Consider the following 21,170-nt stretch of genomic DNA (forward strand, 5'->3'; position numbering starts at 1 on the left):
GGAACCCCGCGAACCATGTCCAAAGCGCCCGATTCGGACAAAGCGGAAAATGACGGACCTTCGACCGTCGAGCAATATCTGGTCAAAGATCCCGAGCGCTTCGCGTTGAACATGGCGCGCATGATCGAGCAGGCCGGCAAGGCAGCGTCGGCCTGGGCCGAGCCGCGCGAAAAGGGCGAGGTGCGCGACCATGTCGCCGAGCCCGTGGTCGACATGGTCAAGACCTTCTCCAAGCTCTCGGAATACTGGCTGGCCGACCCGCAGCGCGCGTTGGAAGCGCAGACGCGGCTCTTCGCCGGCTACATGACGGTCTGGGCGAACGCCATCCAGCGGGTCAGCCCCAACGCCGAAGCTCCCGAGGACGCGGTCAAGCCCGAGCGCGGCGACAAGCGCTTCCAGGATCCGGAATGGGGCCGCAACGCCTTCTTCGATTTCCTGAAACAAGCCTATCTCGTCACCTCGCGCTGGGCCTCGGACCTCGTCGAGCATGCCGAGGGCCTGGACGAGCACACCCGCCACAAGGCGAGCTTCTACGTCAAACAGGTCTCCAACGCGATCGCGCCGTCGAACTTCATCCTCACCAATCCGGAGCTGTTTCGCGAGACCGTCGCGTCCAACGGCGAGAACCTAGTGCGCGGAATGAAGATGCTGGCCGAGGACATCGCTGCCGGCAGGGGCGACCTGAAGCTGCGCCAGGCCGACTACGCGCCCTTCGAGATCGGCAAGAACATCGCCACGACGCCCGGCAAGGTGATCGGCCGCAGCGATGTCGCCGAGATCATCCAGTACGACCCGACGACGGAGACGGTGCTGAAGCGTCCTCTGCTCGTCTGCCCACCCTGGATCAACAAATACTACATCCTCGACCTCAACCCGCAGAAATCCTTCATCCGCTGGGCTATCGAGCAGGGCCACACCGTTTTCGTCATCTCCTGGATCAACCCGGACGAGCGTCACGGCGCCAAGGGCTGGGAGGCCTATATCCGCGAAGGCCTGCAATACGGTCTCGACATGGTCGAGAAGGCGACCGGCGAGAAAGAGGTCAATTCGATCGGCTATTGCGTCGGCGGCACGCTGCTGGCCGCGGCGCTCGCGCTTCTGGCGCAGGAAGGCGACCATCGCATCAAGTCGGCGACCTTCTTCACCACCCAGGTCGACTTCACCCATGCCGGGGACCTGAAGGTTTTCGTCGACGAGGACCAGGTTGCCGCGGTCGAGCGCTCGATGAGCGAGAAGGGCTATCTCGAAGGCACCAAGATGGCGACCGCCTTCAACATGCTGCGCTCGGGCGACCTGATCTGGCCCTATGTTATCAACAACTATATGCGCGGCAAGGACCCCCTGCCCTTCGACCTGCTTTACTGGAACGCCGATTCGACCCGCATGGCGGCGGCCAACCATTCCTTCTATCTGCGCAACTGCTATCTCGAGAACAATCTGTCGCGCGGCACGATGGAACTTGCCGGCCGCACCGTCTCGCTGGCCGACATCACGATCCCCGTCTACAACCTGGCAACGAAGGACGACCACATCGCGCCGGCGCTCTCGGTGTTCCTCGGCTCGCGGTTTTTCGGCGGTGACGTCGAATATGTGATGGCGGGCTCCGGCCATATCGCCGGCGTTGTCAATCCGCCGGCGGCGCATAAGTACCAGTACTGGACCGGCGCCAAGCCGGTCGGCGATTTCAACACCTGGTTCGCAACTGCGCATGAGCATGCTGGCTCGTGGTGGACGCACTGGCAGCACTGGATCGAAAGCCAGGACAATGTGCATGTCCCCGCCCGCAAACCGGGCAAGCGTATGAAAACCTTGGGGGATGCGCCGGGCACCTATGTCAAGGTGCGTGTGTAACGGACTGTAATGTCTGGTGAGTTGACGGGCTGCTAAAACAGGGCGAAATGGTGATGTTAATCGTTTTCGCAGCCTCAATTCGCGTTTAGACGCAGACCAAATCCGAGGCTTGCAGAATGACGCATATCCCGTTTCCGGTTCGGGAACAGGAGGTCATCGCCAAAGGCATTGGGGCGCCATGGCGGTGATGAACGGACCGGATACCGAGGGGGAATTTTATTTTGAAACCAGTGGGTTGGCGTCTCGCGCGAAGGGAAAGCCGCAGCATCGCGGCAGCGCTTTTCTCCGTGCTTCTGGCCTCCTGCACCTCGACGGGCGACCCGACGATGTCGCTCGTCACGCCCGGCTACAACTCGACCGCCACCGAGATGAGCGCGGCTTCCGCCGCCAAGCCCGCGGCTTCGGCCGATTCGGCCCAGCAGGTGGCGTCGGCCTCCCCTGAAGCGACGTCGACCGTGATGAGCGAGAACGACAAACCGTTGCCGGAGAAGGTTGCCTATGTGCCGGAGACGCGGCCCGGAGCCGCCTTCCCGGCCGTCGCCGTGCCCGCGGGCGCCGCCGCGATCGCCGGGAACACGCCGCAACCGCTTGTTCAATCGGCGCAGGCGGCCGATGAGACGAAAGCCGTCGCTGAGAAGGTTGCTGCCGGCGATGCTGCCGCGGTCGCATCGCAGGCCCAGGCTCAGGCCGCGCCGGTGATGAGCAACGGCGGCGTCTACGTGACGGCTGGCGAGCCGCAGCAGCAGCCGATCGCCGCGCCGAAGAAGGGCCTGTTCGCTTCGTTGTTCAGCACCACGCCGGCTTCCGCCGCGCCCGCGCCCCTGATCAGCAACGCGCGCTCCGGCGACCAGCCCGCCGCGCAGGCCAAGACCACGCCGCCGGCGGCCAAGCCGATCGTGACGCTCGCCTCCGCGACGCCGGGCGACAAGCCGGTGCAACTGGCGTCCCTCGGTGACGACAGCGGCAGCCACATCACCGGCGCCGATGCCTTGCCCGGCGTGCGCCAGACGGCGCTGTTCGAGATCAAGCGCAAGTCGGGCATCGACGACGAGAGCGACGTCGACCTCAACGAGGACGAAGGCGGCGACTCCTACCAGGTGGCGTCCGCCGCCGGCATGGCAAGGCTCGCGCCCAACGGCCTCTTGAAGCAGAACGAAAGCGTCGACGTCGCCTGCCTGAAGCCCTCGCTGGTACGCGTGCTGAAGACGATCGAGGGCCATTTCGGCCGCAAGATGGTCGTCACCTCCGGCTACCGCGATCCCTCGCGCAACCGCCGCGCCAACGGCGCCAAGAACTCGCTGCACATGTACTGCGCCGCCGCCGACATCCAGGTGCCCGGCGTCTCCAGATGGGAACTGGCGAACTATGTCCGCTCGATGCCCGGCCGCGGCGGCGTCGGCACCTACTGCCACACCGAATCGATCCACGTGGACGTCGGCCCCGAGCGCGACTGGAACTGGCGCTGCCGTCGGCGCGGTGGCGGTGGTGACGGCTGAACCTCCCCAACCTCGTCATCCTTGGGCGTAGCGACGCGAAGCGGAGCGAAGACCCAAGGATCCATTCCGTGACCTCAACCGAAGAATACAGCGGAGCAGAATCCTGCACCGTTGCAATGCCTTGACGTCACGGCATGGATCCTATGGTCTGCGCGCGTCGCTTCGCTCCTTGCCCGCCATAGGATGACGAAATCGCACCTTTTGCCGCCCTTGAAAAAAGTTGTCGCATGTGGCGGCGGATGGGTTGCCGGTTGCGAACAACGCAATTATAAGCCGCTTCGTCTGAGCGCGCCCATCGTCTAGCGGTTAGGACACCGCCCTTTCACGGCGGTAACAGGGGTTCGATTCCCCTTGGGCGTACCAGATATTCCAAGCACCTAGGTAACGATGCCGGCTGCGGGCCGGGTAAGAGACCCGAAATTCGGTGCACCGAACTCCCGATCGAATCGTCTAGAGCAGTTCACTGAACGCGGCTAGGACGCGTGCTAATTGCGCTGCCTACGGCTCACTCGATAGAGCATTTCGCGCGACGTAGAGCTCGGCAATGAAGTCGGTGACCAACGTCGAGTTGATACCGTCCGGCGGGCGCAGAAGCAGCGCGCGGAAGTGAACCGCCGGCTCGAACGGCCTGGCCGCTATGCCGCCGATCATGCGGTCGGCGATGACTGAGGGGTTGACCAAGCCGATCCCCAGGCCCTTCGCGGCAAGGATGGCAATGGTCAGCCCATACGGTGTCTCGATCAGGATGCGCGGCCGCACGCCATGCGCGGCAAGTATCTTGTCCATCGCAAGCCTCACCGTGTCTTCCGGCGACAACGCCAGGAAAGCCTCGTCCGCTAGATCGGCTGGCGTGATCGTCGCTTTTCGCGCCAGCCGGTGGTTTTTCGGCATCACGCAGACGGCGCGCGGCGTGTTGAAAATGCTGTGCAGCACGCCGCTGGTGTCGACCTCGTCGGCCGCTAGCCCGATATCGAAGCTGCCGGACGCAACCAGGTCGCGCACGATGTTGGAGGTGCGCACCTGATAGCTGATGCGCACATGCGGGTGCCGTCGCGAGAAAGCGGCGATTGCGCGCGGCACCAGGCCATGCCCGAGCGCCGACAGGCTGGCGACGCGAACAGTTCCGGTGCCTACCTCCTTGATCTGGGCCGCACGCAGCTTGAGTCGGTCGAGCCCAACCAGGTTGGCTTTCACTTCGGTATGAAACAGCTCCCCTTCGCGTGTCGGCACCAGCCTGCCGCGGATGCGGTCGAACAGTCTGAAGCCAAGTTCGGCCTCCAGCTTGGCGAGCGAACGGCTGATGGCCGGCTGTGAGGTGTCAAGCAGCGCGGCCGCTGCGCCGGCGCCGCGCGTTATCATGATCGCGTTGAAGACATCGATGTCGCGCAGGTTCATGGCCTTTCCCATATCAAAAACGAATTAACTTTATCGCTCCGGTCATAGATGGCAATGGGTGAGCCAACTAAGGTGCGCCCATGACCCGACGCGACGACACCTTGCATATCCATCCTCCCAAGCGCTCCGAGGAACCATTTCAGGCGGTGGCGATGCCGGTCGAGCGGGCCTCGACCGTTGTCTTCGACGATCTGGAATCGTTCGAACGGCGCGTCGAGCGTCTCTATGACGGCTTCACCTACGGACTTTACGGCACGCCGACCAGCCGCCAGCTCGAAGACCACATCGCGGCTGTGGAAGGTGGATCGCGAGCTCTCGTCGTCCCCTCCGGAATGGCGGCGATGACGCTGGCGACAATGGCGGTCTGTCGGAGCGACGAAAAGGTTCTGATCCCGGAGACCCTCTATGGTCCAGCGCGCGACATGGCCGAGCGCTTTCTCGGTCCGCTCGGGATCGAGGTTATTTCCTACGATCCGCGGCTGGACGCGGGCATCGCGGCCGTGATCGACGGCAGAACACGGCTGGTCTGGGTAGAATCGCCCGGATCGGCGACCTTCGAGGTGCAGGATGTGTCCGCCATCGCTACCGTGGCCCACAAGGCCGGCGCGCTCGTCGCGGCCGACAATACCTGGGCCTCGCATCTTCTGTTCAAACCGCTCGCGCATGGTGTCGACATCTCGATGCAGGCGCTTTCAAAACACGCCGGTGGCCATGGCGACCTCCTGATGGGGTCGGTAGCGGTAAATGACCCCGCCCTCTTCCGGCGCCTGAAGGATACCGCACGCTTCCTCGGCTATGGCGTGTCGCCTGAGGATTGCGCGCTCTGCGAGCGCGGCCTGATGACCATGCCCGTCCGCATGCGCCACGCCGACGGCACGGCGCGCAAGATCGTCGCCTGGCTATCGGAGCGCCCGGAAGTCGCGCAAATCCTCCATCCCGGCCAGCTCGGCCATCCCGGCCACGCGATCTGGAAGCGTGACTTCATCGGATCGGCTGGCGTGTTCTCCTTCGTGCTACGGCCGGAACTGGCGACCCGGCAATCCGTCGTGCTGCGTGCCCTGCGGCTATTCAGGCTCGGAGCCAGCTGGGGCGGCGTGCACTCACTGATCGCCGTCAGCGATCCACGCAAGGGCCGCACCAGCCTCGATTGGCTGCAGCCAGGCCCGGTCTGGCGGCTGTCGATCGGCCTTGAGGCGCTTGAGGATCTTCTGGCCGATCTTTCTCAGGCCTTCGAACTCTTTGCCCACGCCGCCCAGCGCGGCAGGGACGCCATCGAGGGAGGCGCTAAGGCCGCCGAATGAAAGCAACCAACAACAACAAGGGGAATGACGATGAAACGACTAAATCTGAGATGGCTTGCTGCTCTGGCGATTGGGCTGACAGGCTTCATATCGGACGCCGGCCACGCTAACGCCCAGGCTGTCGTCAACAAGATCAAGGAGCGGGGCTATGTCACTTGCGGCGCAAGCCAGGGCGTTCCTGGCCTCTCGCGACCGGATGAGAAGGGATATTATCGCGGCTTCGACTCCGACATCTGCCGCACTTTCGCGGTCGCCCTCCTCGGCGACAAGGACAAGATCCGTTACGTGCCGCTCAATGCCGGCCAGCGTTTTCCAGCGCTGCAAACCGGCGAGATCGATATCCTGTCGCGCACATCCACCATCACCTACAGCCGCGATGCGGTTGTCCGATTTGTCTGGATCAACCTCTACGACACCGATGGCATCCTTGTGCGTAAGGCGGACAAGATCACCGAGCCCAAGCTGCTCGATGGCAAGACAGTGTGCCTGCAGAGCGGCGGCAGCCTGACCGAGAAGGCGATCGAGGAGACCGAGGATGAGTTCGGGATCGCGATGAAGAAGGTCTATTACGACTCGACCGTCCAGGCGCGAGACGCCTTCTTCGGTGGTCGCTGCGATTCTTACGTCACTGATGGTACCGCAGCAGCCGGACAGCGTGCTGCGGTGGCCAAGAACCCTGACGACTACGACATCATCAAGGCAGGCAAGGCCGCCGAGCCCAACGGCGTGGCGGTCGCCCGCGGCGACGATCAACTCTTCGACGTGGTGCGCTGGACAATGAATGCTCTGTTCTGGGCCGAAGCCAACGGTATCACCTCCCAGAACATCGACGAGAAGCTCGCCTCGGGCAGCCCTGAGATCAAACGCGTGCTGGGCGAGGAGCCCGGCTTTGGCGAACCGCTCGGGCTGGACGACAAGTGGGCCTACAATGTCATCAAGCAGATGGGCAACTACGCCGAGATCTGGGACCGCAATCTCGGCAAGAACAGCCCGCTGAAGGTCGAGCGCGGACTGAACGCATTGTGGCGGGACGGCGGGCTTAACTATCCTTTCCCCTGGGATTGATCCCGCATGAAGGGGAACGTCTCCAGCGCTCCCCTTCCCCACCTTACGCCGCGAAAAGTCGAGGTCGGCATGCTAAGCGACGCCAAGACCAGATCAATCGTCATCCAGTGTGCCCTTGTGGCCCTGGTTGCAGCTTTCCCCGCTCTGCTCGTCAGCACGACGTTCGCCAATCTGCGGGCACGCGGCATTCCGATCGGCTTCGATTTCCTGAGAATGCCGTCCAGGATTGTCATCTCCGAAGCGATCCTAACCTACAAATCGCGCGACCCTTACTACTGGGCGATCGTGGTAGGGCTCGCCAACACGGTCTTCATCTCGGCCCTCGTGATCGTCTCTTCGTCGGTGCTCGGCCTAATTCTCGGGATCGCCCGGCTGAGCAGCAATCCGCTCGCGGCGGGCACGTGCCGCGTGTGGGTGGAGGTGGCACGCAATTCGCCGCCAATCGTGCTTTTGATCTTTCTCTACTCGCTGTGGTGGAAGGTGCTGCCTCCGGTCGGCGAGGCGCTCAATCCCCTGCCCGGGGTTTATATCTCCATGCGCGGCCTCGAGGTGCCGGCCTTGAGTGTGGACATTGCAAGCCAGGGGTTGTTCCTCCTCGTCATTGCCCTGTTGCTGGCGGCCGTGGGCTGGGCGCCGGGCCGGCGAGGATGGCTGCCGCCGCTGGTCCTGGCGATAGGCGCGGTAGGGCTTTGGCTCGCGGAGGCAAAGTTCACCGTCGACTGGCCGGCCTTCACAGGCTCGAACTTCACCAGCGGCAAGGAACTGACGCCCGAGCTCACCACCATCCTCATCGGGCTGACGATCTACACCACTGGCTTCGTCGCCGAGATCGTGCGCGGCGGCGTGCTTTCGGTCGGCCGCGGACAGTGGGATGCTGGCCAGTCGCTCGGTCTTTCCCGCGGCAAGATCCTGCGCCTGATCATCATTCCGCAGATGCTGCGGATCATCGTTCCGCCGCTCAACAGCCAGTACATCAACGTCGTCAAGAATTCGACGCTGGCGATCGCGGTCGGCTATCCCGACTTCCTTGCGGTGATGAACACTATCATCAGCAAGTCCAGCCACTCGATCGAGGGCGTTTTCATCATCCTCGGCGTCTACCTTGCCCTCAACCTGACCCTGTCGAGCGCGGCCAATTGGTACAACCGCCGCATCGCCATCGTGGAGCGCTGAACCATGAAGGCCCTGTCTCTGCCGCTACCAACCGAGCCCTTGCACGGCCAAATCCGCTTCGCCAAGCTGCAGCGGCCCGCCAGGCTGTTGTTCGGCACGCCGCTCAATGCCGCTCTGACGCTTTTGTTCGGCGCCTTGCTCGTCGTCACGGTGCCGCCGATGCTGCGCTGGCTGGTTATCGATGCCGTGCTGTTCGACCCCAATCCAAGCGCCTGCCGGGCGGCCAGCGGCGCCTGCTGGAGCTTCGTCTACGCCAAGTCCGGGCAGTTGCTGTTCGGCATCTATCCGTTCGACGAACGCTGGCGCCCCGCCATTGTGTGCCTGCTCATCCTGGCACTGCTCGGCTGGTCGGTGCGGCCTGCCAGTTGGGCACCGCGGTTGCTGGCGCTTTGGCTGGCAGCGCTGGCGCTGATCTTCTGGCTGATGGGCGGCGGCTTCGGCCTGCCCGAAGTTCCGACGTCGTCCTGGGGCGGGCTGCCGGTGACGCTGATTCTCACCGTCGTCGCCATCGGCGTTGCCTTTCCCGCCGGCATCCTGCTGGCGCTGGCCAGGCGCTCGACCATGCCCGCCATACGCATCGGCGCCGTGGTGTTGATAGAATCAGTGCGCGGACTGCCGCTTCTGTCCATCCTGTTCGTGGCATCGATCATGATGCCGCTGTTCCTGCCTGAGGCCTTGCTGCCGGACAAGTTCGTGCGTGCGCTGGTAGCGCTCACCATCTTCGCCGCGGCCTATCTCGCCGAAGTCATCCGAGGCGGCCTGCAGGCCATCCCGAAGGGCCAATACGAAGCCGCTGCGGCGCTCGGCCTGCCCTTCTGGCGCACGCAGTACCTTGTCATCCTGCCTCAGGCGATCCGGGTGGCGATCCCCGCGCTCGCCAACACCATCATCGTCATGATCAAGAACACCAGCCTTGTCCTGGTGGTCGGCTTGTTCGACCTGATCAGTTCCGCCAAGGCGGCATTGGCGGACCCGGAATGGCCGTCCCCAGCTGCCGAGACCTTCCTGTTCATCGGCGCGATTTTCTTCGCGCTTTCTTTCTCCTTCGCCCGCTTCGCCGACTTCCTGGAACGGCGTGGCCCGGCCGCTCACTAGGAACGCCGCGATGCAATCATCCGCCCTCAAGCGCCTTTCACCCATACCTGATCGGATCGACCCGCCCGCAATCGAAATCACAGGCATGAACAAATGGTACGGGGCTTTTCATGTGCTGAAGGATATCAATCTGACCGTCCTTCGCGGCGAAACGCTGGTGATCTGCGGGCCTTCGGGCTCGGGCAAGTCGACGATGATCCGCTGCATCAACCGATTGGAGGAGCATCAGCAAGTACAGATCGTCGTCGACGGCGTCGAACTCGCAAGCGATCTGAAGAAGATCGACGTCATCCGGCCGCGACATTGGCATGGTGTTCCAGCACTTCAACCTGTTCCTGCACCTGACCATTCTCGAAAACCTGACGCTGGCACCGGTTTGGGTGCGCAGGATCCGGCGCGCGGAAGCCGAGCAGATCGCCATGCATTTTCTGGAGCGGGTCAAGATCCCGGACCAGGCGCACAAATATCCCGGACAGCTGTCTGGCGGACAGCAGCAGCGCGTCGCCATCGCGCGCCCTCTGCATGAGCCCGAAGATTATGCTGTTCGACGAGCCGACCTCCGCGCTGGACCCGGAAATGGTCAAGGAGGTGCTCGACACCATGGTCGCGCTGGCCGAGGACGGCATGACGATGCTGTGCGTGACCCATGAGATGGGGTTTGCCCGCCAGGTCGCCGATCGCGTCGTTTTCATGGACCAGGGCGAGATCGTCGAGATGAACAAGCCGACCGAATTCTTCTCGCATCCGCGCCACCAGCGCAGCAAGCTGTTCCTTGCCCAGATCCTGAACTAGCCGTCTCATTCCGCCGCCCCTTTGCCCGGCGAGACGTACGAAGTCAAAAATGCAATCTGGTTCTCGTCACAGCGCCGCGATCCCGGAAGCGGAAGCCACCGGGCCATAATCGTTTCCCAAACGATGCAGCCGGGTCAAATGCGATCCCAAAAGCGAAGGCCGTCCACCATCGGAAGCACGGGTCTGTGAATTCTATCACAGACGCATTGACGCATCGGCCTAGCTTGCAGTGTGCGTTTCCTGCAGCGGTGAAGGGAGGAGTCCTCCGATGCTTGTGAACCTTCCTATGCTTGTGAACCTTCCTCTTGTAGCAGTTGGTCCCCTTGTCGATTGGCGCCGTCGCCGGGCCGATCAGAAGGCGCAATTGAAGGCAACAGACGAACTGAGCGAGTCACCGGACGACTTGCTCAGCGACATCGGGATTTCCCGTGACGACATCGAGACAACGCGCTGGCGGCCCAGCCGGCGGGTGGTGGGCTAACAAAAAAGGCCCGCCACCTGAGGCAGCGGGCCAAAATTGCCTGCCCCCAGCCGAAGACCGGCCCTGGACTGTAAGGCCAGGATTGCACGCCGGCTCCTACGACTGACCAGATGCCGGCTGCGGAGATCAAGAAGGTCAAGTGACCAGCACCGGCCGGCATCTGAAACAGGTGAGTTAGCTGACGCTCCACTAAGCGACCGCTCCAAACACCACCGTCTGCACCAACCCTCCCCCCGGCCTATTTTCCAGCCGGATCGTTCCCCCATAGCGCTCGATGATCTCCCTCGCGATGGCCAGCCCCAGTCCCGCGCCCGGGATGAACTGTGTGCGCGCCGGATCGACCCGGAAGAACGGCTCGAAAGCCTTGTTCAGCAGGTCCGGCGGAATGCCGGGGCCGCGATCGGCGATGGTGAGCACGGCCTGGCCGCCCTGCCCCGTGAGCGCAACGATGCAGCCCTTGCCGTGGGTGGCGGCGTTGACGATCAGGTTGCGCAGCGCGCGGCGCAGGCCGAGCGCGCCGGCTTTCACCGAGACATGGTCCAGATGGTCGATCGATACCGCATGGCCGAGCGCCGTCATCTCGGTCTTGATGTCGCGGATCAGCCGGTCCAGTTCCACCGCCTCCACCGCATCCTGGTTCACCTCCTCGCGCACAAGCCTAATGGCGCTGTCGGCGATGCGGTCGAGCTCGTCGAGGTCGCTCAGCCATTTCTCGCGGTCCTCGTCGAGGAATTCGGCCCGGAGCCGCATCCGAGTCATCGGCGTCCTGAGGTCATGGCCGGCGGCCGCGACCAGGCGCATGCGGCTTTCCATGGCCGTCTTCAGCCTTGCCGATAGCGCGTTGAGCGCATGCGCGGTGGCCCTGACCTCGGCCGAGCCTTCTTCCGGAACCGTCGCCAGCACACCGTCCGAGCCGATCTTGCCGACCGCGGCCTCCAGCATTTCCAGCGGCCGCACGAGCACGCCCGTGAAGTAGATCGAAACGGCGGTGGCGCCGGCTACGATCAGCGCCATCCAGCCCGCCAGCCCATACCAGACATCGCGCGGCGGTCCGAAATCGGGGACATCGACGATCATCCAGGTATGGTCGGGCAACTGTACCGAAGCTATCATGCCGGGCCGGCCGGCATTGCGGCTGACGACCGCCGAAACATCGAGGCCGTTTTGGTGCAATATCTCGTTCAGCACCAGCGTGTGTTTGCGATCCTCGAATCCGGGCGCCGGATTGTCGCTCACGGTGACGGGCGCATCGCCGGCTTGTCGTGCGTGACCGGGAACCAGTTGCACCATGTACTGGATCTGGCGGGCGAGCGGGCCCATGATCAGCTCAGGCGACGGCCCGCCGAGCACTTTCACGGCGACAAATGTTGCCAGGCCGACCACGCCGACGATCGAAACGACAAGAAGGATGATCAGCCTCCGTCGCAGTGACGTCATGGCTCGACATCCACGGTTTCGACGCGCGCGGTGAACTGATAGCCGCCATTGCGCACGGTCTTGAACAGCGAGCCTTCGCCGGCCTCGGCGAATTTCCGCCGCAGCCGGCTCATCAGCACGTCGACGGAGCGTTCGAGCGGGTCGCGCTCGCGCCCTTGCGTCAGGTCGAGCAACTGGTCGCGCGACAAGAGCCGCCCCGGCCGGTCGAGAAAGACCTGCAACAGGTCGAACTCCGCGCCGGTGAGATCGACGATCTCGCCTTCGGTATCCACCACCTTGCGCGTGTCGGGTTCCAGGCGGTAGCCGGCGAAATGGTAGACGCGCACCTTGGGCGGCGTGGCTTCTTCCGGCGCGGAACGCCTGAGCACGGCGCGGATGCGCGCCGAGAGTTCGCGAGGATTGAACGGCTTGCCGAGATAGTCGTCGGCGCCGAGTTCCAGCCCGATGATGCGGTCGACATCTTCCTTGAGCGCGGTGAGCAGGATGACCGGTATATGCGGTTTGCGGTCGCGCAGGCTGCGGCAGATGTCGAGCCCGGAGCCGTCCGGCAGCATGACATCGAGCACGATGAGGTCGAACTGGCCGGCGCCGAGCTTCTGCTCGCACTCGCGCCGGTCTGCCGCCACGGAGACCCTGAAGCCCTGCCCGTCGAGATAGCGCCCGAGCAGCGTCCTGATCTCGCGATCGTCGTCGACGACAAGGATGTGGGGTTGCGCCTGCATGTCTGCCCGATTTGCCCTTTCGCTCCCGGATAATAGGGAGTGGGGATTATAGGGAGTGCCGCCGGCAAGCGGCATGGAAAATTGCAACAGAGTGTTTCCGCGGGGATGACGGAAACACTCGGAAACAAATCTCCTTTTTGCGGAAAACTTCGGCAACGCACCGAAGCGAAGCGGCAAAAGACGCTTCCTATCCTCCTGCCATCGCAAGCATGAAGGAAAGGATTACGTCATGCGAAGCAGACTTTTGGCGCTCGGCCTGTTCTCTGTCGCGGCCATTCATCCCGTTCTGGCTGCCCAGCCCGAGCCCGGCGCGCCGGGTGACGAGCCGCCGGCAATCGGCCGACAGGACGATGCCAGCCCGGGCCCGATGCCTTGGCCCGGCCCACATGGGCCGATGCGGCACGGGCCGATGCCGCACGGGCAGGAAGGCTTCGGCTTCCGCCGCATGGGACCGCCGCCGCCGGAAATGCTTGCCGCCCGGCTTTCGGCGCTCGAAACCCGCATCGGCATCCGCTCCGAGCAGCTCGATGCCTGGCGCGACTATACCAGCGCGCTGCAGGCGGTGCTGGCGCCGCCGCGCTTCGACCACGGCCCGGGCGCACCGGGGGAACCCGGTGGTCCTGATGCAGGCGGGCCGGGTACTCCCGGCGGACCCGACCAGGCGAAGCGCGATCCCTTCGCCTTCCAGGAACGACTGGCCGACGAAGTCACCAAACGCGCTGCTTCGGCCGCGAAGCTCAAGGACGCCATTGCCGTGCTGCGCAGCAAGCTGACGCCCGAACAGCTCGAACTCCTCGCTTCGGCGGATCGGCCGCACGGCCCGCCCCCCGGTCCATGGGGCAATCCGCCGGATGACGCAGCCGGCCCCGGAGGTCCGCACGGGCAGCTCCAGCCATCCCAACCCCGGAATGACGAGCAACTCTGACCGGCTGCCCGGCCGGCCCGTTGACCCACCCGTTCGCGGGCCGGCCGGTTCTTTCCGAATGGCGATGCTCGGCGGCCGCATCTGCGTCGAGCGCATGGAGACCAGTATGTGGGAAGCCCTGATGATGTTGCGGCTGATCGCATCCGTTGCGCCCGACTTCTCCGTCGGACGGCGTGCCTCGCAGCCAATCTTTGCGGCGCAGACCATCGAAGGCGCAATCAGGCTGACCTTCGAGGGGTATCGTCTGTCGCTGCCAATCCCGACTTTGAACACCCCAAACCATGGCCAGAAAATTGCGTAAAAGACATCTTCTCCTGCTCGCGCTGCTGGTCGCAGTTGCCGCCGTCGCCGCGCTCAAGGCCTATGGTCGCGCCACGCCCGAGCCGGCCGCGCAGGCACCAGCTAGGGCCGCCACGCTGACCGTTTCCGTGGAGACGGTCGGGTCGCGGGCGGTCACCTCTTCGGTTAGCGCCACCGGCACAATCTCGGCCTGGCAGGAAGCAACGATCGGCGCGGAAGAAAGCAGCCTGCGCCTGACCGCCGTCCTGGTGAAGGAAGGCGATCATGTGAAGGCGGGCGATGTCGTCGCCCGGTTGGACGACTCGCTGCTCAAGGCCCAGCTCGCCGAGCAGAAGGCTGCCGTCGCGCAGGCGCAGGCGACGCTGGACTCCGCGCTGTCGGCTGCCGCTCGCGCCGACAAGCTGCTCGCCAGCCACGCCGTCAGCGCCGAAACCGCCGAGGAGAAGGCGACCGCCGTCAAGACCGGCAAGGCCGGGGTCGAACAGGCCGAGGCGGCCACCGAGCGGCTACAGGCCCAACTCGACCGGACGACCATTCGCGCGCCGTTCGACGGCATCGTCTCCAGCAAGCCGGCCGTGGCGGGTTCCATCGTCCAGGCCGGCACCGAGCTGATGAAGATCGTCCGCGACGGCAGGCTGGAGGTCGGCGTTCTTGTTCCCGAAAAGGATCTGGCGGCAATCTCGGTCGGCCAGACCACCACCATCGTCGACGCCTCCGGCCGTACCTTCTCCGGCAGCGTCTCCTCGATCGCCGAAACGGTCAATTCGACCACGCGCCTTGCCACCGTCTATGTCGGGATCGGCGAAGGCTCGGGGCTGAAGCCCGGCATGTTCGCTCGCGTCGCTATCGAGACCGCGGCGTCCCGACAGCTCACCGTCGCCGAGGCTGCCCTGGTCTGGCATGGCGGCAAGCCGGCCGTCTTTGTCGTCGACGACAAAGACAAGGTCAGCGCGCGCTCCGTGGTGACCGGCGCGCGCCAGAACGGCCGCGTTGCGATCGAAAGCGGGTTGTCGGAAGGCGACCATGTCGTCGTCGCCGGCGCCGGCTTCCTCAACGACGGCAACCTGGTGCGCGTCGCCGCCATTGAAGCGAAAGTCGACAACGCCGCGACGGAGTCGGCGCAATGAACGCCATCTCCTCCTGGTCGATCCGCAATCCGGTTCCGACCATCGTGCTGTTCCTGTCGCTTGCGATCGCCGGCGTCTATGGCTTCATGCATCTGCGCACCAACAACATGCCCGACATCGACCTGCCGACCGTCACCGTCACGGTGGCGCAACCGGGCGCGGCGCCGAGCGAAATGGAAGTCCAGGTTGCGCGGGTCATCGAGAACGCCGTGGCGACGCTCGAAGGCGTCGACGACGTCTCGACCTCGATCAGCGAGGGCTCGTCCGTCACCACGGTCGAATTCACGCTCGGCACCGATCCCGAGACCGCCACCAACGACGTCCGCAACGCGGTGTCCGGCGTGCAATCCAGCCTGCCGGCCGCCGCGCAGACACCGGTCGTGGCGAAGGTCAACGCCACCGGCAATTCCGTGCTGACCTTCGTCGTCGAGGCGCCGACCATGTCGCCCGATGCGCTGAGCTGGTACATCGACAATGACGTCGCCAAGGTGCTGCTCGGCGTCGACGGCGTCTCCAAGATCACCCGCTCCGGCGGCGTCGACCGCGTCATCCGCGTCGAGCTCGATCCCGACCGCATGGCGGCGCTCGGCATCAGCGCCGGCGATGTCAGCCAGACGCTCGCCTCCAACAACGTCAACCAGCCCGGCGGCCGCGCCAATATCGGCGGCCAGGAGCAGTCGGTGCGCACGCTGGCCAGCGCCACGACCGTGGAAGCGTTGGCGGATACCCGCATCGCGCTGAGCGGCGCCGGTGACGTCAAGCTCTCCGATCTTGGCACGGTCACCGACGGTTGGGAAAAGCCGCGCCAAGCGGCCTATCTCGACGGCAGGCAGGTCGTGGCCTTCAACGTCTACCGATCGGTCGGCTCGAGCGAGATCGACGTCGTCAAGGCCGCGCGCGCCGCGATCGCCGAGATGGGCGCCAAGACCACAAAGGCAAAATTCACCGAGGTCACCTCCTCATCCGGCTTCGTGAAGGAAAGCTATGATGCGGCCCTCGAGGCGCTCTGGCTCGGCGCCCTGCTCGCCGTCGGCGTCGTCTGGCTGTTCCTGCGCGACATCAGGGCGACGCTGGTGTCCGCGGTGGCGATGCCGCTGTCGCTGATCCCGACCTTCGCGGTGATGGCGGCCTTCGACATCTCGCTCAACAACATCACCTTGCTGGCGCTGTCGCTGGTGGTCGGCATCCTCGTCGACGACGCGATCGTCGAGATCGAGAACATCGTGCGCCACATGCGCCAGACCGGCGTCAGCGCCTATCAGGCGGCGATCGAGGCCGCAGACGAGATCGGGCTGGCCGTGGTGGCAACGACCGCGACCATCGTCGCCGCGTTCCTGCCGGTTGCCTTCATGCCCGGCATTCCCGGCAAATTCTTCTTCTCTTTCGCTGTCGCCGTCTGCGTGTCGGTACTGTTCTCGCTGCTGGTGGCGCGCATGCTCACCCCGCTGATGGGCGCCTATCTGGTGCGCGCCGGGGGACACGACGATGACGACATGCCGGCCTGGGTGCCGACCTATCTCTGGCTGCTGCGCAAGGCGCTCGACCATCGTTGGATCACGCTCCTTGCCGGCATCGCCTTCTTCGCCGGCTCCATGGCGCTGGCGACCCGGCTTCCGACCGAATTCATGGCCGCCGCGGACCGCGGCCGCTCGATGATCTCCGTCGAGTTGCCGCCGGGCTCGACGATCGAGCAGACGACCGCCGTAGTGCAGGACATCACCAGACGGCTTGAAAAGGAGCCGGTTGTTGACGGCATCTTTGCCACCATCGGCACGGCGGCCTCGTCAGGCGGAGGGCCGAACCAGAGCTCGAGCTCGGCCGAAGTGCGCACGGCAACCGTCACCGTCAACCTCAAGCCGCGCGCCGAGCGCACGATGAGCCAGCAGGAATTCGAGGCGGAAGCCTCGCCCAAGCTGAACGACATCCCCGGCGCCCGCATCCAGTTTGGCGCCGACGGCTTCTCCGGTGCCAAGGTATCGATCACGCTGGTCGGCGACGACGGCGAGGCGCTTGAGAAGGCAAGCGATACCCTGGTCGAGCAGATGAAGTCGGTCCCCGGCCTCATCAACCCGACCTCGACTGCCGCGACCACCAAGCCTGAACTGATCGTGCGCCCGGACAGCGCCAAGGCGGCCGAGCTCGGCGTCACGCCGACCGAGATTGCAGCCACGGTGAAGATCGCCACCATCGGCGACACCGACACCAGCCTGGCCAAGTTCAACCTCGGCGACCGCCAGGTGTCGATCGTCGTCACCCTGCCCGACGGGGCCATCGACGACCCGGACAAGCTTGCCGTCCTGCCGCTGACCGGCAGCAAGGGCACCGTGCCGCTCGGCGCTGTCGCCGATATCGGCTTCAACGCCGGGCCGAACAGCATCACCCGGGTGGACCGCAGCCGCAGCGCCACGATAGAGGCCGACCTCTCCGGCCTGACGCTCGGCCAGGCGACAACGGCCATTCGCGCGCTGCCGGTCATGAAGAACCTGCCGCAGGGCGTGAACGAGTTGGCGCGCGGCGATGCCCAGCGCATGCAGGAACTGTTCTCGGGCTTTGCCACCGCGATCGCCGCCGGCATCCTGCTGATGTACCTGACGCTGGTGCTGCTCTTCCGCAGTTTCGTGCAGCCGGTGACCATCCTGGTCGCCCTTCCGCTCTCCGTCGGCGGCGCGCTGGGCTTTCTTCTCGTCACCGGCAAGGCGCTTGGCGTCTCGCCGCTGATCGGCATACTCATGCTGATGGGCATTGCGGCCAAGAACTCGATCCTGCTCGTCGAATATGCCCTGGTCGCGGAGAAGGAGCATGGCATGAGCCGCCTCGAGGCTCTGCTCGATGCCGCCCGCAAGCGTGCCCGGCCCATCGTCATGACATCGATCGCCATGGGCGCCGGCATGCTGCCGATCGCGCTCGGCATCGGCGCGGACGCCGAGACGCGGGCGCCGATGGCGATCGCCGTGATCGGCGGACTCCTCTCCTCGACGGTGCTCAGCCTCGTCTACGTCCCGGTTGTCTACACCTTCATGGACGACATCCAGCGCTTCCTCGCCCGCCATCTCGGCAAGCTGTTGGTCGAAAGGCCCGGCAACGGCCAGGCAGCAACTGCAACTCCAGGGAAAGATCCGGCCGATGCAAATCCAGCCTAGTCATACTGTTTCGCTGGGCAGGCCACGCCGGCTCGCGGCCTCGACCGGACTAGCGTGTGCCAAGCAGGATTCTGGGCAGGATACGGGCGGGGCGCAAGCCACAGCCACTCAGCAATAAGGGTTTCTCTGATGACAGGTTTCGAACGCGGTCTCGCGACCGCGAAGGGGCTGCTTTTGCCCGTCTTTGCAGCCGCTCTCCTCTCCGGCTGTGTCGTCGGTCCAGACTATCGCACGCCCTTGTTGGCCGTGCCGGCGACCTGGAGCGACCGGAAGGTGACAAATCCGACCAAGCCGGCGCAGTTGTCGAAATGGTGGCTGACGCTGCGCGATCGCGAGCTCAATGCCCTGGTCGAGGAGGCCGTTGCCGGTAATCTGGATGTGGCTACGGCCAAGGCCAAGATCCGCGAGGCGCGCGCGAGCTACCGCCAAAGCGCGGGTGCATTGCTACCGTCGCTGGACGGTTCCGCGTCGGCCACGCGTAACAAGTCGGCCGCGACCACTTCAGGCTCGAACTCCGTCTATAGCGAATATCAGGCTGGATTTGACGCCAGTTGGGAACTTGACCTCTTCGGCGCCAACCACAGAGCTGTCGAGGCCGCACGCTATGGCCTGGACGCTTCGGAAGAAGAACTCCGCTCGACCCTGCTGACCCTGGTCGGCGATGTTGCCTCCAACTACGTCCAGGCTCGCGACTACCAGACCCGCATCGCGCTCGCCCGGCGCTCGGCCGCATCGCAAAGGCAGACCGCCGAACTCACCCGCACGATGGCGCTCGCCGGCACAGCGACCGCGGCCGATGTCGCCAAGGCCATGGGACAGGCGAGCAGCACGGAAGCCGGCGTTCCGACCCTGGAAGCGAGCTACGCCGAAGCGGTGCATCGCCTTTCGGTGCTGACCGGGCGGCCGCCGGCGGCGCTTGCCGGGCGGCTAAAGCGGCCCACATCGATCCCGACGCCACGCCTGCCGATCCCGACCGGCATTCCGGCCGACATCCTGCTTACCCGCCCGGACGTGCGCATGGCCGAGCGGCAGTATGCGCAGTACACGGCCAAGATCGGGCAAGCCGAAGCGGCGCGCTATCCGGGCGTCAGCCTGACGGGGAACATCAGCACCTCCGCCCTCAAGCTCGGCGACCTCGGCCGGAACTCCACCATCGGCTGGTCCTTCGGGCCGACGCTCAGCGTGCCGCTGTTCAACGCCGGCCAGTTGCAGGCCGCCGTCGACATCGCCAGGGCCCGGCGCGATCAATATTTCATCGCCTACAAGGCCGCCGTGCTGACGGCGATGGAAGACGTGGAGAACACCACGGTCTCGCTGTCGCAGGAGCGTATCAGGAACGGCAAGCTCGCCTCTTCCGCGAAATCCTATGGTGACGCCGCCCGGCTCGAAAGAACGCTCTACAAGGCCGGCGAGACAAGCCTTCTCGACGTGCTGGACGCGGAGCGTTCAGCCTATTCGGCGGATGACGCGATGTTGCAAAGCCGCGTGTCGATCGCCACCGACTATATCGCGCTCAACAAGGCGCTCGGCGGCGGCTGGGACGACACGATCGACAGCTCGAAGCCAGAGATCATCGATGCCAAGACCGGACCGCGACTGGCATCGAACACGCAGTGACAGGCGGACCGCACCATCCGGCGTTCAACGGCTTAACAAATCTCCGTGAGCAATGGCCGGAAGCAATTGGCCACTATATTATTGACTCGTCGAGGTAATGACATGTCCAGCGCCTACGATCTTGGAACCAATCTGGTCCGCCGCATCTATGAAAAGCGCATAGATGCACCGGCGATTCTTGATGCCAGCACCCATTTTCCCAATGCGACGAAGTTCGCGGCTGCCTGGCAGGGTATTCGCGACGAAGCGCTGTCGGTGCAGTTGAACCGGGTGCCGCGTTTCCACGACATCATGCCAGAGCAGGCCGAGATCTCTGCCAATGACGGCCTCGATTGGCGCATGTTCGTGCTCAAGGCCTACGACATGACGATCCCGGAAAACCTGGCGCGGATGCCGACCCTCAGCCGGCTGCTGTCCGAATGTCCCGAGGTCAAATCGGCGGCAGTCTCCTTCCTGGCGCCGCATAAGCATATCCCGCCACATCGGGGGCCTTTCCGCGGCATCATGCGGTTCCATCTCGGCCTGGTCATCCCGAAGCAGGCGGACGGCCGCCCGGCGACGGTCATGATGATCAATCACGAAGAAAAGCGGATCGCCGACGGCGAATGCATGCTGTGGGACGACACCTTCGAGCACGAGGTCATGAACAACGCCGACCAGGCGCGGATCGCCTTGCTGCTCGATGTGTGGCGCCCGGAGATGCCGCTGGACATGGAAGTCCTGTCGCGGCTGATCGTGCGCGGCGTGCGAATGGGGATGCGCTACCGGGGCATATCGTTCGCCGGCTGAATCGGCCGGCCGAAGTTCTACGCCCTCGCCTCGCGAAATGTCCTGGCGCCGGCGCCGCGCCTGCCGTGAAACATCATGTCGCTCGCAAGAAGACCGCTGACGCGACAGAAGGCCATGAATGCGCGGCAGGCGTCCTCCGCGCTTGCCACGTCGACCGTCGCGCCGAAGCAGGCGTTGAAGGCGGCGTCGTAAACCTTGCCCTTGCGCTTGGGCCAATCCTGCAGGAAGTCGAGCGCCTGCTCGACGCTGTAGATTTCCTCGACCGGCAGGCCAGGCGCGGGCGTGATGCGCACCGGCACCTCGAATTGCAGTCTGTCCATTCCCTGTCTCCCGAACTGGCCAGCCGGAGCAACGCCGTTCGTTCTGAAAAGTTTCTTTTGCCGCTTCCTGGCCCAGGAATGTGACCTCAGTGCGGTGGGCGCCCCGGCCATTGATGTGGCAGATCGGCACTCTGGTCACGTTGT

General features: G+C 64.6%; 17 protein-coding genes, 1 tRNA gene and 1 pseudogene. 15 read left to right on the top strand and 4 right to left on the bottom strand.

Features of this window, described 5'->3' with window-relative positions; translation table 11 throughout:
- The first annotated feature begins 15 nt into the window (after positions 1-15).
- The 3 genes from phaC (at position 16) to EN853_RS11195 (ending at position 3,710) form a co-directional block, all read left to right on the top strand.
- Entirely contained in the window at positions 16-1,851 is a 1,836-nt protein-coding gene (gene phaC / locus EN853_RS11185; RefSeq protein ID WP_127859952.1) for a class I poly(R)-hydroxyalkanoic acid synthase, read from the top strand.
- A 326-nt stretch (positions 1,852-2,177) separates the two neighbouring features.
- The gene (locus tag EN853_RS11190; protein ID WP_245516939.1) at positions 2,178-3,347 is read left to right on the top strand and encodes a YcbK family protein; all 1,170 of its coding nucleotides are present in this window, start codon (positions 2,178-2,180) and stop codon (positions 3,345-3,347) included.
- Between the two features lie 288 nt (positions 3,348-3,635).
- Positions 3,636-3,710 (top strand) — tRNA-Glu (locus tag EN853_RS11195).
- A 135-nt stretch (positions 3,711-3,845) separates the two neighbouring features.
- Here the strand turns inward: EN853_RS11195 and EN853_RS11200 are convergent.
- Positions 3,846-4,742, bottom strand: a complete 897-nt coding sequence (locus tag EN853_RS11200; protein ID WP_127859950.1) for a LysR family transcriptional regulator — start codon at positions 4,740-4,742, stop codon at positions 3,846-3,848.
- Between the two features lie 80 nt (positions 4,743-4,822).
- Between EN853_RS11200 and EN853_RS11205 the strand changes: the two genes are divergently transcribed.
- The 6 genes and pseudogenes from EN853_RS11205 (at position 4,823) to EN853_RS11230 (ending at position 10,649) form a co-directional block, all read left to right on the top strand.
- Positions 4,823-6,043, top strand: a complete 1,221-nt coding sequence (locus EN853_RS11205; protein ID WP_127859949.1) for a PLP-dependent transferase — start codon at positions 4,823-4,825, stop codon at positions 6,041-6,043.
- Positions 6,044-6,073: 30 nt separating this feature from the next.
- Positions 6,074-7,108 (top strand): transporter substrate-binding domain-containing protein, encoded by a 1,035-nt coding sequence (locus tag EN853_RS11210; RefSeq protein ID WP_127859948.1) that lies wholly within the window; start codon positions 6,074-6,076, stop codon positions 7,106-7,108.
- 6 nt (positions 7,109-7,114) lie between these two features.
- Positions 7,115-8,281: an ABC transporter permease subunit gene (locus EN853_RS11215; RefSeq protein ID WP_245516926.1), complete on the top strand. Its 1,167-nt coding sequence runs from the start codon at positions 7,115-7,117 to the stop codon at positions 8,279-8,281.
- A 3-nt stretch (positions 8,282-8,284) separates the two neighbouring features.
- A complete protein-coding gene (locus EN853_RS11220) occupies positions 8,285-9,376 on the top strand; it encodes an amino acid ABC transporter permease (protein WP_127859947.1) in 1,092 nt (363 codons plus the stop codon).
- A 10-nt stretch (positions 9,377-9,386) separates the two neighbouring features.
- Positions 9,387-10,168, top strand: a pseudogene (locus EN853_RS11225) (amino acid ABC transporter ATP-binding protein).
- Between the two features lie 268 nt (positions 10,169-10,436).
- On the top strand, positions 10,437-10,649 hold the full coding sequence (locus EN853_RS11230; protein WP_127859946.1) for a hypothetical protein: 213 nt from the start codon (positions 10,437-10,439) through the stop codon (positions 10,647-10,649).
- Positions 10,650-10,838: 189 nt separating this feature from the next.
- On the opposite strand, the gene EN853_RS11235 is transcribed toward EN853_RS11230, so the two are convergent.
- Entirely contained in the window at positions 10,839-12,086 is a 1,248-nt protein-coding gene (locus tag EN853_RS11235) for an ATP-binding protein (protein ID WP_127859945.1), read from the bottom strand.
- A complete protein-coding gene (locus EN853_RS11240; protein WP_127859944.1) occupies positions 12,083-12,808 on the bottom strand; it encodes a response regulator in 726 nt (241 codons plus the stop codon). The genes EN853_RS11235 and EN853_RS11240 overlap by 4 nt, the downstream gene beginning before the upstream one ends.
- A 229-nt stretch (positions 12,809-13,037) precedes the next feature.
- Between EN853_RS11240 and EN853_RS11245 the strand changes: the two genes are divergently transcribed.
- The 6 genes from EN853_RS11245 to EN853_RS11270 all read left to right on the top strand — a co-directional run bounded on the left by EN853_RS11245 (position 13,038) and on the right by EN853_RS11270 (position 20,706).
- Positions 13,038-13,733, top strand: a complete 696-nt coding sequence (locus EN853_RS11245; protein ID WP_127859943.1) for a hypothetical protein — start codon at positions 13,038-13,040, stop codon at positions 13,731-13,733.
- A 58-nt stretch (positions 13,734-13,791) separates the two neighbouring features.
- Positions 13,792-14,034 (top strand): hypothetical protein, encoded by a 243-nt coding sequence (locus tag EN853_RS11250; RefSeq protein ID WP_245516927.1) that lies wholly within the window; start codon positions 13,792-13,794, stop codon positions 14,032-14,034.
- Entirely contained in the window at positions 14,027-15,160 is a 1,134-nt protein-coding gene (locus EN853_RS11255) for an efflux RND transporter periplasmic adaptor subunit (RefSeq protein ID WP_167524444.1), read from the top strand. Before EN853_RS11250 ends, EN853_RS11255 begins: the two co-directional genes overlap by 8 nt.
- A complete protein-coding gene (locus tag EN853_RS11260) occupies positions 15,157-18,300 on the top strand; it encodes an efflux RND transporter permease subunit (protein ID WP_245516928.1) in 3,144 nt (1,047 codons plus the stop codon). The genes EN853_RS11255 and EN853_RS11260 overlap by 4 nt, the downstream gene beginning before the upstream one ends.
- A 129-nt stretch (positions 18,301-18,429) precedes the next feature.
- Positions 18,430-19,917: an efflux transporter outer membrane subunit gene (locus tag EN853_RS11265; protein WP_127859941.1), complete on the top strand. Its 1,488-nt coding sequence runs from the start codon at positions 18,430-18,432 to the stop codon at positions 19,915-19,917.
- A 45-nt stretch (positions 19,918-19,962) separates the two neighbouring features.
- Positions 19,963-20,706 (top strand): aspartyl/asparaginyl beta-hydroxylase domain-containing protein, encoded by a 744-nt coding sequence (locus tag EN853_RS11270; protein ID WP_245516929.1) that lies wholly within the window; start codon positions 19,963-19,965, stop codon positions 20,704-20,706.
- Between the two features lie 17 nt (positions 20,707-20,723).
- Here EN853_RS11270 and EN853_RS11275 read toward each other — a convergent pair whose 3' ends face one another.
- Positions 20,724-21,026 carry a DUF982 domain-containing protein gene (locus EN853_RS11275; protein WP_127859940.1) on the bottom strand — a complete coding sequence of 101 codons (303 nt, stop codon included), beginning with the start codon at positions 21,024-21,026 and terminating at the stop codon, positions 20,724-20,726.
- Between the last annotated feature and the right edge of the window lie 144 nt (positions 21,027-21,170).

Source organism: Mesorhizobium sp. M1C.F.Ca.ET.210.01.1.1, from assembly GCF_004791585.1.
Taxonomy (GTDB): Bacteria; Pseudomonadota; Alphaproteobacteria; order Rhizobiales; family Rhizobiaceae; genus Mesorhizobium.